The organism is Blautia hydrogenotrophica DSM 10507 (genome assembly GCF_034356035.1).
In the GTDB taxonomy this organism is placed as follows: domain Bacteria; phylum Bacillota; class Clostridia; order Lachnospirales; family Lachnospiraceae; genus Blautia_A; species Blautia_A hydrogenotrophica.
The window spans coordinates 857,409-870,574 of sequence record NZ_CP136423.1 but is presented as its reverse complement, the minus strand read 5'-3'; the positions used below and the strand labels follow the sequence as shown (position 1 = coordinate 870,574).

General features: G+C 46.6%; 12 protein-coding genes and 1 riboswitch. Of the genes, 1 reads left to right on the top strand and 11 read right to left on the bottom strand.

The window, feature by feature from the left end; translation table 11 throughout:
* Window positions 1-13: 13 nt before the first annotated feature.
* The 4 genes from BLHYD_RS04200 to BLHYD_RS04185 form a co-directional block, all read right to left on the bottom strand.
* Window positions 14-1,063: a zinc ribbon domain-containing protein gene (locus tag BLHYD_RS04200; protein WP_005949154.1), complete on the bottom strand. Its 1,050-nt coding sequence runs from the start codon at window positions 1,061-1,063 to the stop codon at window positions 14-16.
* 31 nt (window positions 1,064-1,094) lie between these two features.
* Window positions 1,095-2,018: an RluA family pseudouridine synthase gene (locus BLHYD_RS04195; protein WP_196795178.1), complete on the bottom strand. Its 924-nt coding sequence runs from the start codon at window positions 2,016-2,018 to the stop codon at window positions 1,095-1,097.
* A 247-nt stretch (window positions 2,019-2,265) separates the two neighbouring features.
* Entirely contained in the window at window positions 2,266-3,408 is a 1,143-nt protein-coding gene (locus BLHYD_RS04190; protein WP_196795177.1) for an acyltransferase family protein, read from the bottom strand.
* Window positions 3,409-3,524: 116 nt separating this feature from the next.
* Entirely contained in the window at window positions 3,525-5,174 is a 1,650-nt protein-coding gene (locus BLHYD_RS04185) for a Na/Pi cotransporter family protein (protein ID WP_005949146.1), read from the bottom strand.
* Between the two features lie 632 nt (window positions 5,175-5,806).
* A riboswitch (cyclic di-AMP (ydaO/yuaA leader) is annotated at window positions 5,807-5,931 on the top strand.
* Window positions 5,932-6,142: 211 nt separating this feature from the next.
* Here BLHYD_RS04185 and BLHYD_RS04180 point away from each other — a divergent pair.
* A complete protein-coding gene (locus tag BLHYD_RS04180; RefSeq protein WP_021844590.1) occupies window positions 6,143-7,564 on the top strand; it encodes a sodium:solute symporter family protein in 1,422 nt (473 codons plus the stop codon).
* A 140-nt stretch (window positions 7,565-7,704) separates the two neighbouring features.
* Here the strand turns inward: BLHYD_RS04180 and BLHYD_RS04175 are convergent, their stop codons facing one another.
* The 7 genes from BLHYD_RS04175 to BLHYD_RS04145 all read right to left on the bottom strand — a co-directional run bounded on the left by BLHYD_RS04175 (window position 7,705) and on the right by BLHYD_RS04145 (window position 13,111).
* The gene (locus BLHYD_RS04175) at window positions 7,705-8,670 is read right to left on the bottom strand and encodes a D-2-hydroxyacid dehydrogenase (RefSeq protein ID WP_005949140.1); all 966 of its coding nucleotides are present in this window, start codon (window positions 8,668-8,670) and stop codon (window positions 7,705-7,707) included.
* Window positions 8,671-8,683: 13 nt separating this feature from the next.
* Window positions 8,684-9,445: a sulfite exporter TauE/SafE family protein gene (locus BLHYD_RS04170; protein WP_005949138.1), complete on the bottom strand. Its 762-nt coding sequence runs from the start codon at window positions 9,443-9,445 to the stop codon at window positions 8,684-8,686.
* A 108-nt stretch (window positions 9,446-9,553) separates the two neighbouring features.
* Entirely contained in the window at window positions 9,554-10,210 is a 657-nt protein-coding gene (locus BLHYD_RS04165) for an ABC-2 transporter permease (RefSeq protein ID WP_005949136.1), read from the bottom strand.
* Entirely contained in the window at window positions 10,207-11,055 is an 849-nt protein-coding gene (locus BLHYD_RS04160) for an ATP-binding cassette domain-containing protein (protein ID WP_021844587.1), read from the bottom strand. Before BLHYD_RS04160 ends, BLHYD_RS04165 begins: the two co-directional genes overlap by 4 nt.
* A gap of 1 nt (window position 11,056) precedes the next feature.
* Window positions 11,057-11,431: a GntR family transcriptional regulator gene (locus BLHYD_RS04155; protein ID WP_005949132.1), complete on the bottom strand. Its 375-nt coding sequence runs from the start codon at window positions 11,429-11,431 to the stop codon at window positions 11,057-11,059.
* A gap of 128 nt (window positions 11,432-11,559) precedes the next feature.
* On the bottom strand, window positions 11,560-11,952 hold the full coding sequence (locus BLHYD_RS04150) for a MerR family transcriptional regulator (RefSeq protein ID WP_005949130.1): 393 nt from the start codon (window positions 11,950-11,952) through the stop codon (window positions 11,560-11,562).
* A 4-nt stretch (window positions 11,953-11,956) separates the two neighbouring features.
* A complete protein-coding gene (locus tag BLHYD_RS04145) occupies window positions 11,957-13,111 on the bottom strand; it encodes an aldo/keto reductase (protein ID WP_040350642.1) in 1,155 nt (384 codons plus the stop codon).
* Window positions 13,112-13,166: the final 55 nt, after the last annotated feature.

Below are 13,166 nucleotides of genomic sequence, written 5' to 3'. Positions count from 1 at the left end.
CTTCTGCTCTGCCCTACTCCGTATATTCGTCAAACTCCGCCGATTTCTTTGCTGTCTCGGGGATTCCTAAAGCGGGAGTCCCCGCTAATTTACTGGTCATGCTGAAAATCTTCCATTCGCCGTCATAGCAGTCCACAGTAAATCCCTGGATATAGGAAGTCTCTCCCACCGTGTACAATGCCACATATTCTCTGCGCTCCTGTGCCCCGTAAACAGCTCCTTCTTTGTTCAGCTCTTTCTGAGTCTCATCCGTATTTTGTTTCTTCTGAGCCGCCAGCTCTACTCTCTCCACGGACAGCTTTTTTAAATTCTTACTGTCCACATTTTCTACGTATTCCTTTTTGCTAAGTCCCAGCTTTTTCCACGGAGTGACCCCTTCCGCCGAGAGCCGGCCGGCCGTCTCGCCCAAGCCAATGACACGGATTGTGGAAGCAACCTGGTCTGCCGCCTGCCCTTCCAGCTTTCTTTGATTAATCAGAAGCACCTTTTCATCCTCCGCAGGAAGCAAAGTGTCCGCGGATTCCTGGTCATAAACCTCCACATATTTTTCATACTGAAAATTCCCGGCCGCCTCTTCAGAAGAAAAACAGGCCAAAGCCCCTTCCATATCCTGTGCTTCCAGTTGTTCCAGTAGACTGCCAACGATCTTCTCCGGAGAGCTGGTGTCTATTCCTTTGCTGTGCTTCGCAGCCACAAACAGAATTAGAGACACCAACAAAATTACCGCAAACACTGAAAATGCCGCTGCCAGCGGAATTAGACTTTTGGGAAGTCCGCTTTGTCTCTTCCCGGAATTTCTTCTCCCCTTTAAGTCTTTCTTGACCTGTTTCCCCTGCTCAAAATTCCGGCGAGGGGGTTCCTCAAGCATCACCGGGGGGGTCTGTTCGCGTTCTCCCTGGTCGAAATCCCGGCGAGGCGGTGTCTTAGGCATCCCTGTTTTTTTCCGTCCTTGTTCCGCCTGACCAGCCCTCGGCACGGGCTTTTGTACAGGCCGTCCGCATTTTCCGCAGAAGCTACTTCCACTTTTCAGCGGTTCCCCACAATACTTACAAAAATTTGCCATTTTTTCTCCTCCAATCCCTTTTTCTTTTCCATCACAATACTTCTATCCATGCAAGAAAATCACAGGCAGATTCTAAAATCAATTCTTCCCCAGAAAGAGGGTGTCTCATCCATACTTTTGCCGCATGTAGCCCAAGTTTTTTGTGTCTGTCTCCTGCAATCTTCTGCTCATTCTCCAAAGTCTTTGCAAAATCGTCCTGTTCCCCCAGTCCATAGATCACATCGTTGACTAGTGGATGTCCGATACTCTGCATATGAACCCGTATCTGATGGGTTCTTCCAGTATATAGCCGGCAGCTTACCAGTGCATATCCTCTGTTCTGGGCAATCACATGGTACTGAGTTTTTGCCGGTTTACCCTGAGCGCAGACTTTCATTTTCAGAGGATGTCCTTGAACCCGCGCGATCGGTTCTCGAAGGAACCCGTCAAAATCTGAAAACTCCCCGTGGACCAACGCTAGGTATTCCTTTCCAAAAATCCCCCTGTCACGCTGCCAGGAAAGTTTCTGCGCTGCTATCTTATGTTTCGCAGCCACCACGATTCCTGATGTGTCCTTATCCAGCCGTCCAATGATTCGAACGGAAGTGTTTTCCTGACGGTTTTGAAAATGCCAAACCAACTGATTCGCCAGGGAATCTCTGTAATGCATCCCGCTGGGATGGCACACCTGACCAGAACGCTTTTCTACGACAACCAAAGATTCATCCTCATAGAGAACCCGCGGTTCCTCTTTCAACTCTTCTAGCGTGCCTCCCTGTCTGTCCATCAGACTAACCGCTAAAGTCTCTCCTCTTCTAAGCCAATCCGTGCTCCTCCTTTGGCATCCGTCCACGCTCAAACCATTCTCCTGAAACTTCAAACGGCTGATCTGCTTCCTGTTCAATCCCAACTCTCTTTTCAGAATTCGCTCAATAGAATCTTCCTGCTTAGAATCTCTGACATAATAATACCACATTTTTCCCATCCTGCCGTAAATTTCTCTTTCCTCTATTTCACCACTTTTTCCTATTAAAGCACCATAATTTAAAATTTTTTAGATATTTTCTACAATATATTGAATTCCACAAAAAGATATGCTATAATAATTTCACATAAAGCCGAAGTTAATCTATATTCGGTATGTTCATTTCTTCCTATATGTATGAAAAAGACTTCCGTCTCTGAGACCAACCAAAGGCTCTCATCGCGGAAGTCTTTTTCATTTAACTCTTCGTCATAGGTTTTCTATTCTCCTCTGCTGTCCCCGTCACTGTCCGCAAAGCCAGATCGCTCGCCCATTGGATGATTTTCGGATATCTAATGACACGACGCACCAAATCCAGAAAATGAGAACACAAAAGTGTCGCTGCCACTAAGACCAGCTCGATTAATAGTGCATGTTTGAATGAGTAGAGCCAACCCTCAAACCAAATTCCCCGGAAAAACGTGTGTATAAAAAACATATCACCGGAATGATTTCCCAGATAAATCAAAACCCTTTGAACTGGTTTCATATGGTCCAAAATGGAATAGGCCAGCAGAATCAAAAGAAAGCCCAAAAGCCCCACCAGCGGATATTCCATATATTTGACTCCCCAAGAGGACTTTCTCACATAGGCCACAGCCGCAGCCAACAGAAGCGTCCAGGTCACTTTGAGCAGTCCGTCCAAAACTGGTTTCTTACACCAGGACCAATTCTTATATCTCTCCAAAATTCCCTGATCTGCACAGCAGATGGCCAATGGAACCACCAGCAGATATCTAGACATATTCTTTCCTGTGTCCAACAGCATCGGAGGCAGCATCACAAACAATCCTATGAGCACAAGTCCGCCAAATCTTCGATAGACAGCCAAAAGCAGCGGCAGCAATACCACCAACAGCACCGCCAAGCTGATATACCACCAAGTCCCGATGTGTTTGGCCGTCCCAAAGAACTCACTCAGCCCCAGAGCTTCCACGGCCATGTTAGCCGCGACTCTTGGAACAGAAGAGCCATACGCTGAAAAAGAAGAGGGACTCAAAATCAAGGACGCAACCTCACAAAAAGCAAACGGAATCCAAAAAGAAGACATCAGCTTTATATATCTGACACAGACAAACTCTGTACACTGTCTGGAAGTCATCCGGTAATCTGGAAACGCTTTTTTCGCAGATACGGTCATTCCATAGACGGACAGAAACAAAAACATGGACACGCATACATTCATCTGACCTGCCAAATACATGCCAAATTCTTTTGAGAACGGATAAAAACTTACATCCACTCCCTGCATCCTGTCTATCGTTGAAAAACAATGGTAGGCAAACATTAAAAGAATTGCAATTCCTTTTACTGCCGAGGTATCTTTCTTCGAAAAACTCATCTGTTCTTCCTCTTCATTCTGTAAATCAGGAGTTTCCCCTGTCGCACAAAAGTATACCATCTAACTATAGGAATTGCAATTCTTCATTTTTCCATTTACGAAAGAGCCTTCACCTCTCACGCAACCTCTAAAGTACTGGTCGCCTCCGCCATCTCTTCCCCGATATTTAAGATATGGTCTCCGATTCTCTCAAAGTCCGTCAACATCTCAGAATAGATCACACAGCCCTCATCAGAACACTTACCGGTACGCATGCGGTCCATCTGGCGTTTTCTACACTGATCTGTCATATCATCAAATTCTTGCTCGATCTCCACGATCTCCTCATATCCCTCATGGGTTGGATGTCCGATACAGCTTAACAGCTTCATCGCCTGCATACTCATCTCATGCATCGCATCCAGCTCATTCATTGCGGTCTTAGATAGACTGATTTCCTTTTTCTTCAGCATCTGCGTGTATTCACACAAATTCATCGCATGATCTCCCACCCGTTCTAGGTTCGTGGAAGTCTTAAAATAGGCACTAATCAGCCGTGAATCCTCCTCGTTGGTCTCCGTCACAATGATATTCGATATATACTTTGAGATTTCTTTGTTCAGGTAATCAATATATTCCTCTCTTTGGGAAACCTCATCTAAATACTCTGGTTTCTCCTCCTTGATTGCTCGGAAACTCAAATCTACATTTTTCTGAACCATATCCGCCATTCTCTCTAGCTCCTTACGGATACCATTGATCGCGATCGAAGAGTTACCAATGGAACGTTCTCCTTTGTTTTCCATATAGCGGATGTATTCCAAATGCATCTCCTCATCGTTCTCTCCTTGTTTTTCCGGCAGAATCCGTTTTGCCAGTCGAGCCAGATAACTGCCAAACGGAACCAACAACAAGGTTGTCGTAATATTGAACAGTGTGTGCATATTGGCAATCTGGGATGCTGGGTTCCCCGGCGTAAGATTCTCGATCACATGTGCCAGCGGGAAGAAAATGCAGATGACTGTAAAAATAATAGTACCTATGATGTTGAACATCAAATGGATAATCGTCGCACGTTTTGCATTTCTGCTGGTTCCGATAGATGCTAAAACCGCTGTGATACAGGTACCGATATTCTGGCCAAACAAAACAAACACTGCACTAGACAGACTGATCGCACCACTGACTGCCAATGCCTGTAGGATACCCACAGACGCAGAAGAAGACTGAATCAATGCTGTAAACGCTGCACCGGCTAAGATTCCCAAAATTGGATTTGAAAACTTGGTCATCAGGCTGACAAATGCCTCTGAGTCTCTCAACGGCATCATCGCACTGCTCATCATTTCCATGCCAATGAACAGGATACCTAACCCTGCAATAATCATTCCGTAATGGTGAAGCTTAGGATTTTTCAGGAAAACTACCATTGCCACACCTAAAAACGCAAACATCGGAGCGATAGCTCCCACATCCAGGGCAATCAACTGACCTGTGATTGTAGTACCAATGTTCGCACCCATGATAATCCAAACCGCCTGCTCCAGTCTCATCATCCCTGAATTTACAAAGCCTACGACCATAACTGTCGTCGCCGATGAAGACTGAATCACCGCTGTGATACCTGCACCCACAGCAATTCCTAGAAAACGGTTCGCTGTCAATTTTTCCAGAATTTTTTTCATTTTGTTTCCAGCTGCTGCTTCCAAGCCATTGCTCATCATCTGCATTCCGTACAGAAACAGTGCCAGTCCACCCAAAAGACTTAAAATATCTGTGATTTCCACCTTGTTCCCTCCATACTCTTTTGTATAACCACAACTTTTTGGTTACCTTTGTCGTCTCCCTCCTCAGAAAGGCTTTTCAGAATTATTATCTCTCGGTCAAATTTCTTTCTTCCTTAGGATTTCCACAATCGCAATTTATTATGATACGATTAATTTTATCATAACATCGAAGCCCTGTTCGTCAATAGATTACACATAGATTTTACATTACATTGATTAATATTTTACATTCCTTCCATTTTCACCTAAAAATAGCCGCTTTTTCCTCAAAATCGTTCGTCTTTATCTTTTATATTTTACATTCAAAAAATTTTCCTTACACTGATTACTCGACACATTTACATATATGAAAACAGCGCCCAAGGATTTCAATAATACTAAAATTGTAACGATTCAGGCATAACCGCTCGAATTAGCTGCTGCGCAGCTTATATCGCCACATATGCGGCGAAATCCTCGCTTATGGCTAAGCGCCATATGCCTGATAAGAGACAAACTTCTCTGCAAGCAAGCTTGCTCCGGATTTTTGTTCTTCTCAATCGCATGGCTGAATAGTTACAAAAAATTTGTATATTTATACTATAAAACTTTACATAACAAAAGCTTTATGCTAAAATATGTATAAATAGTCACTAAAAAATCCGCCGAGTGTTATACAAAACAACGGGAGAACCAATCTCTGGGGTGAATTCTTTTTGAAAGAGAACCTTCTTCTCTAACCCGTCAGCTAATCTCGTAGGCGAAGAAGGTTTTGTTCTGTGAAAAAATTTCTATATCTATCCTAAATCAGCATAGTTCACACAATCTTTTTCGCCGTTCATCTTTTCGTGGACGGTTTTTTCACGTCATAAGATAAGTTTTTTCATGCTAACGTGTGAAAGCTTACTCCTATAAATAAACGATATTTCAATCATAAAATTTCAAACGTTTTTATGAAACTCGGCTCCACCAAAGAAAGGAGTTATCGTATGCTCGAGCTTACATTGCTGGACCTTCTTATCATCGGAGCCTACCTGATCGGTATGCTTCTCGTGGGCGTTTATTTCGTAAAACGCATTAAGAACCCTGGAGACTACTATGTTGCCGGCAGAACCTTAGGCCCTGTAGTACTGACTGCCACCGTATGCGCTACAATCATAGGCGGAAGTGCTATGATGGGACGCGCCGGACTCGCCTTCACTGACGGATTCAAATGTGTGATGACTGCTGTTCCCTATCTAATTGGTATGTTCATCTTTTCCGGTCTGGCCGGACGAATTCAAAAGGTCGGAGCTACCTATGGAATTACTTCCATTCCCGAACTTTTCTCTCGGCGCTTCGGAAAATCCTCCAAGTGCATCCTGGCAGTCATGGTCGCCTTGACAATGATGGGAACTGTGGCAGCACAGGTGACTGCCACGGCTACGATCATCCGCCTTCTGGGAGATCAGGTGGGAATTTCTTATGAGATGGGCGCTCTAATTGCCACGATTATTTTCTTCGTCTACACTGCCGCCTCCGGATTATTCGGCGTCGTGTACACCGATGTCCTGCAATTTTTTATGCTACTGATCTTCGTCTATCTCATGGTACCGACAGCCAGTGTGATCGAGATCGGAAGCATCTCCGAGTTCTGGACCAACCTAGACAAGAGTTATCTGATTCCTCGCATAGACGGCGAAATTCTGGGAGACATTGTGACCTACCTGGTATTCACCATGGCCGGCGCTGAGATGTGGCAACGCTCCTTCGCCGCAAAAGACGCCAAATCCGCGCGCAGAGGCATGTTCTGTGGAACCGCCGTCTATGCCGTGACGATCTTTCTGATTCTCTTCATGGGATTAGCCGCACAACAGATACTTCCCACCGTGGTGAGCGATTACGGTAGTCCTGATGCCGTGATTCCTGCCCTAGCTGTGAAGGTTCTGCCTCCTGGTCTCACCGGTCTAGCTGTGGCCGGAATTCTCTCCGTTATGATGAGTACGGCTGACAGCTACCTCCTAGTGTCTGTACAGACCTGTGTACACGACCTAGGCAAGACTGTGAAAAAAGATATGGATTCCAAGATGGAAATCCTTTTATCCAGAATTTTCTCCATAATTCTGGCCCTGGGAGCCCTTATCATCGCGCTTTACATCAAGAGCGCCTACGATGTGCTGATGTTCGCCTGGTCCTTCTACGCGGCAGCCGCCGGCCTGCCCGCTCTGGCCGCTCTCTACTGGAAGAAAGCCACGACTGCTGGTATCCTGTCAGCGATGATCGGCGGCTTTGTGGTATGCGTCGGCTGGAAACTGGCAGGACAGCCCTTCGGCCTCGGAGCCGCCGTCCCGGGCGCGATTGCCTGTGGAGTCTTGCTGCTCACCGTAAGCCTCGCTACTTGTAAAAAACACCCCTCTGTAATGCTGGAATAGTCAACATAAGAACAAAGGGGCAAATCTACTTCAATTATGTAATAGGAAAGAACTTTCATGCATTAATGTGGCAAAGTCTTTCCTAATTACATAAAAAAAGATGCAGATTCTTTGTCTTTGAATTCTGCATCTTTTTTCTGTCATCGCGTAGGACATTCGTGTGACAAGTTCTTTTCTGTGACATACCTCTGGACAATCTTATGGACTTCCTCGATCACTCTTTTGCGGGTCTCCACCGGTGTCCAGGCCATATGAGGTGTAATCAGCAGTCTACTGCTGTCCTGTATCTGAAGAAGCGGATTCTCAGGGTTCATGGGTTCCTGGGACAACACATCCAGACCGGCCGCCCGAAGTTGCCCCGTCTTCAAGGCTTCCGCCAAATCTCCCTCATCCACAATCGGTCCCCTACCCACATTGATTAGAATCCCGGTGGGTTTCATTTTCGCAAAGGCCCTCCTATCCAAAAGTCCTTCCGTCTTCTCATTCAAAGGCGCGTGAATAGACAGGATATCCGAGCGGGCAAGGAGCCCGTCCAAATCTACACACTCATAAGGCTGCTCCCGGTTTTCCCCGGAGGTGGAGTAATAAATCACGTTACATCCAAAATTCTCTGCCAGTGCTGCCACTCTCCTGCCGATCGCACCCATCCCTATGATTCCCCAGGTCTTTCCCTGCAATTCAAACAGACCTCTCTCAAACTCATACAAACCTTCCGTGCCGCAATACCCTCCACTTTTTACAAAGCGATCATAGTAACAAATCTTATGAATCAATGCCAGAGCCAGAGCAAACGTGTGCTGTGCCACTGCATTGGTAGAATACCCTCTGACATTTTCCACCTGGATTCCCCGACTCCTGACATAATCCCAATCAATCATATTCGTCCCTGTAGCCGTTATGGCGATAAGTTTTAGATTCCCTGCGTCTTTCAAAGACTCCTCATTCATCCGCAGACGGTTGATCACCACAACCTCCGCATCCGCCACTCTCCTAGGCACCTCCTCAGAAAGCGTTGTATCGTAGCAGACCACCTCGCCAAATTTCTCGAACGCAGACAGATCGATATCCTTTCCCACTGCTGCTCTCTCTAAAAACACAATCTTCATCCTCTATCCCTCTCTAAATTAATTCTGTCACCAGCTTTACCATCAAAATCGCCAGCACTACCAGGATTATCGGCCGAACAATCTTCGTCCCGTTCTTAATCACCATCCCTGCTCCGATATAATGGCCTGCGATGCTGAACACGGAGGCAGCCAATCCCAGCGTAAAAAGAATCTTTCCATTCATGAAAAAAGTCACAAAAGCTGACACGTTAGAGGCCAGGTTCACCAGCTTAACATTGCCCGCCGCAGTCCGCACATCCATCCTGGCAAGCCCCGTGTAGACCAGCAACAGAAACGTCCCCGTCCCTGGGCCATAGAAGCCGTCATAACCGCCAATCACAAAAGCTGCCACAGTGACAATCACATATCGGAGCACTCCCTGGACCTCCTGCTTACCGTCTTGCCCCATCTCCTTGTTCTTCAGGACATAGAAGGCAGCTACCGGAAGAACGCAGAGCAGGACAATTTTCATCACCCTCTCATCTACCATCAAGGCCAGATGCGCCCCGATGGAAGAACCGATTAACGAGGCGACAATCGTAGGCAGGACAATCTTTCCGTCCATAAATCGATTCCGGCACAGGCGGAATGTGGAAAAGCAGGTTCCTGTCATGGAGGAAAGCTTGTTCGTCCCAATGGACATATGTACCGGTACGCCCGCCAAGATATAAGCCGGAAGTGTAATCAGCCCTCCTCCGCCGCCGATGGCATCTACTAAGGCCCCCAAAAAGACCAGAGGACATACAATCAAGAAAGTAATAGGAGTCAGTTCCATAAATTTTCATCCTTCCCGTTTTTAAGCCGGTCCCTATACTCTTTGCGGACCGGCTCAAATTTACTTTCTTTTATTTTAACAGATTACAGCAGAGAAGTCCAGAAATAATCAATACTGTTTTTTCTCCATAACATGCAAACTAATTCTGTAGGAAATCCACAGTAGGGCCAGCAACACCGCAACCAGCAGACCATAGCTGAAAACGCTGTGAGCGGCAATCCACTCTACAGTCCCGCTGGCATCCACATTGGCTCTTTCCATGAATTTTGCACTTCCAATCGCCACACACAAAATCACTGCGACAGCAATCACAATCACAAGTCTTCCTTTCTCTCCTCCATATTTAAGCTGGACCGGCAGCATCAATGCCAGCATCGCAAATAAAACGGTCAGATAGAGCAGACACTCCCAGATAAAATCTACAGGTGCTGTCCCTCGATTTCTCACAGCTGTGACGATTCCCACTACCACAGCGGACACAAGCCAAAAACCAATTCCATTCAACAGACCCAGACAGTATTTCTCCTTTACATAGATCTTTCTGGTGACTGGCAAAGTCAGCAAAAACTGTATTCCTTTCCCGCCCTCATCCTGGCTCAGAGTCGAAAGTACCATAAAAGCCGACATGATGGTCATATAGCTGATCACAAAGCCCTCACCCCCTGAATTAGTAATCAGCAACAAAAGCCCAATCACTGCCATCATGCCCGCGAATTTCTTCATCTCCAGCAGCATATAAAAATCTTTCATCAGAAGTCCTCTCATACCCCTTCTCCTTTCACCAACATCATAATCACATTATCCATGGAACCAGTCTCCACCACCATGTCCGGGTAATTTTCCAAAAAGAACTGACCGTGCCGTGTCAGACAGTTGTAACCATAACTTTCCTTTTTGACTCTAAGCAGGTACTTTCGTTCCAGTCTCCGGTATTGCGCTTCGCTCACCTTCAGTAGAGCATAATTGTTGAGGAGTACGTCCGTCTCCTCATGAAGAATCACTTTTCCCCCATGTATCATATAGAGATCGTCGCACAGACCCTCCAAATCGCTAGAAATATGAGAGCTGATCAGAATCGACCTCGTGCCATCTTCCATATATGTCCTGAGCATATCTAGAATTTCTCCTCTCGCCACCACATCCAACCCCGCTGTCGGCTCATCCAGAATCAAAAGTCTGGGATTGTGACTGATTGCAGTCAGCAGCTTCAGTTTCGCGGACATACCGGTGGAAAATTCTCTTAGCTTTTTATCCCCAGGAAGTCCGAAACGACCACAGAGCTTTAAAAATTCCCCGCCGGAAAACTGTGGATACATCTGCTCCATGACACTAGCAATCTGCCTCACGTTCAGCCCATCATAGAAACTACTCCCTGCAAGCACCACGCCAATCTTTTCTCTGTCCTTCTGATTCAATTCCTGGTGATCTTTTCCCATCACCGTGATCTTGCCAGAATCCACAGAAATCAAATCCAAAATAGCTTTGAAAGTCGTGGTCTTTCCTGCTCCGTTCTGCCCGATCAGACCTGTAATATATCCCTCTGGAACTTCCAACGAACAGTCTAGCAGAAATCCCGGGTATTGCTTCCTCACGTTTTCCAATTTCAGCATCTTATTCATCCTCCATAATCAAGTCAAACAGTTCTCGAATCTCTTCATCCTTCATCCCGCAGATCCTGGCTCTGCGCACTGCCACCTCCAGATCTGCCTCTACTTCTTTTCGGTGTTCCTCCATCAACAGCTCTTGATTCGTGCTCGCCACAAAACTTCCCTTTCCATGGACAGTCGTGACAAAGCCCTCTTCTTCCAGACGATCATAGGCCTTTTTGACCGTCAAGGCGCTGATTCTCAGCTCTTTAGAAAGCCCTCTCACCGATGGCAGCATCGTGTGTTCTCTCAGCTCCCTAGCAATAATCAGGGATTTTATCTGTTCTACAATCTGCTCATAAATGGGCTGTTGAGAAGAGTTATTGATTATTATTTTCATATTGCCCTCCTGTTAATAAACAGTATATAACAGTATATATCACTTGTCAATTTCTTTTTTTAGGAAATCCAACGGTATTTTTTAGTAAATAAAAAAGCCTGTGAGAGCTCCCGCTCTCACAGACTTTTTCATTTTTTCTCCTTTCTCCGGTTCAGCAGCTGCCTCTCCGCCGCTAACACTTTCTCGTATCCATTGATCTTCTGATTCAGACGGTCCAATGAAGCCTGCATCTCATTCATCTTCGCCGTCAGACGTTCCCGCTGCTCGATCAGAATCTCCTTGCGTGCATCAATGGTGGCATCCCCCTGCTGGAAGAGCTCCACATACTCCACCAGTGCCTCGATCTGAACTCCAGCCTTTCTCATACAGATCATCAGCTCAATCCACTGGCAGGATGCCTCGTCATAGTTTCGTATCCCACTTTTGTTTCTGGGAACGGGTGGTATCAGGCCGATTCTCTCATAGTAGCGCAGCGTATCCGCCGAAATTTCATATTTTCTGCTCACCTCAGCGATGGTCATCCCTTCACCTCCCGGTGCCAAACACTTCTCTTGCCTGTCTCATGTTTTCAATCACTGCCACCTCAAAGGGACATCTCTTCTCACAGGCCCCACACTCTACACATTCATCGGCCTTGTGAGCCAAAAGCTGATAGTGCTCTCTCACAGTCTCTGGCACACTGCCCTGGGCCTTAGAAAGATTTAAAAACTTTGTAACCGCAGCCACATCGATTTCCTTAGGACAAGGCGCACAGTGGCCACAGTACATACAGTGGCCCTTCCAGCTCATCCTAGGAAAACCAGCGAATGCCTTGGCAAAGTCCCTATCCTCCTCTGAGGCTGTCACATAAGCTAGACTTTCCTGCAGCTCCTGCTCTGTGCGGGCTCCTGACAGCACGGTGGCCACCGCCGGCCTAGTCAGAGCATAATGGATGCACTGACAGGGCGTCAGGGATTTTCCTGCGGGAGACAGCTGTTCATTCAGAAGATCTCCTCCTCCAAAAGCTTTCATGACGGTGATTCCAACCCCAAGCCTGCTGCAAGTCTCATAGAGCTCCTGCCTGTCTGCATCCATATTTAAAAGCTGCCCCTGATAATTCTTTTCATCCCAGAGCTCCTCACAGTTCTCACTGGCCGGCTGCAAATCGTAGCAGGGGTTCACACTGAACATCAACACCTGAATCAGGCCACTCTTTACCGCTTCCAAAGCAACCACAGGATTATGGCTGCTCAGGCCGATACACTGTATTACGCCCCGCTCTCTCAAATCACGGGCATACTCCATGACCACCCCTTCTGAGACGGCCTGCCAGTCCTCCATTGTGTCCACATAGTGGACCATGCCGATCTCTACATGATCTGTCTCCAGGCGCAGCAGCAAATCCTCAAAACCCGCCTTCACCTCCTGAATGTTTCGTGTCCTCTCATACTGCCCGTTCTTCCAGATTGTGCACAGATGAGCCTGCAGGAGGAACCTCTCCCGCCGTCCTCTCAGAGCCTTCCCAAGCCCGCTTCTGACCTGAGGATTTGGCGTATACAAATCCAGGTAATTCACACCTTCCCGTTCCATCAAATCCACCAGTCCCGCGATCTGTTTCTCATTTTTGTCCACAAACCCTTCGCAGCCCATTCCAATCTCACTAACTTCCAAAGTGGTATTTCCCAGTCTCCGATAATCCATTTCTTTCTCCTCCAACTTATTTGTATTCTCAGAATACCACTTGGAGCCTACTCTA

What these genes read in the sequence shown, in the direction of transcription:
- BLHYD_RS04200 (WP_005949154.1), bottom strand. Translation starts at nt 1,063, where the DNA reads ATGGCAAATTTTTGTAAGTATTGTGGGGAACCGCTGAAAAGTGGAAGT.
- BLHYD_RS04195 (WP_196795178.1), bottom strand. Translation starts at nt 2,018, where the DNA reads ATGTGGTATTATTATGTCAGAGATTCTAAGCAGGAAGATTCTATTGAG.
- BLHYD_RS04190 (WP_196795177.1), bottom strand. Translation starts at nt 3,408, where the DNA reads ATGAGTTTTTCGAAGAAAGATACCTCGGCAGTAAAAGGAATTGCAATT.
- BLHYD_RS04180 (WP_021844590.1), top strand. Translation starts at nt 6,143, where the DNA reads ATGCTCGAGCTTACATTGCTGGACCTTCTTATCATCGGAGCCTACCTG.
- BLHYD_RS04175 (WP_005949140.1), bottom strand. Translation starts at nt 8,670, where the DNA reads ATGAAGATTGTGTTTTTAGAGAGAGCAGCAGTGGGAAAGGATATCGAT.
- BLHYD_RS04170 (WP_005949138.1), bottom strand. Translation starts at nt 9,445, where the DNA reads ATGGAACTGACTCCTATTACTTTCTTGATTGTATGTCCTCTGGTCTTT.
- BLHYD_RS04165 (WP_005949136.1), bottom strand. Translation starts at nt 10,210, where the DNA reads ATGAGAGGACTTCTGATGAAAGATTTTTATATGCTGCTGGAGATGAAG.
- BLHYD_RS04160 (WP_021844587.1), bottom strand. Translation starts at nt 11,055, where the DNA reads ATGCTGAAATTGGAAAACGTGAGGAAGCAATACCCGGGATTTCTGCTA.
- BLHYD_RS04155 (WP_005949132.1), bottom strand. Translation starts at nt 11,431, where the DNA reads ATGAAAATAATAATCAATAACTCTTCTCAACAGCCCATTTATGAGCAG.
- BLHYD_RS04150 (WP_005949130.1), bottom strand. Translation starts at nt 11,952, where the DNA reads ATGACCATCGCTGAGGTGAGCAGAAAATATGAAATTTCGGCGGATACG.
- BLHYD_RS04145 (WP_040350642.1), bottom strand. Translation starts at nt 13,111, where the DNA reads ATGGATTATCGGAGACTGGGAAATACCACTTTGGAAGTTAGTGAGATT.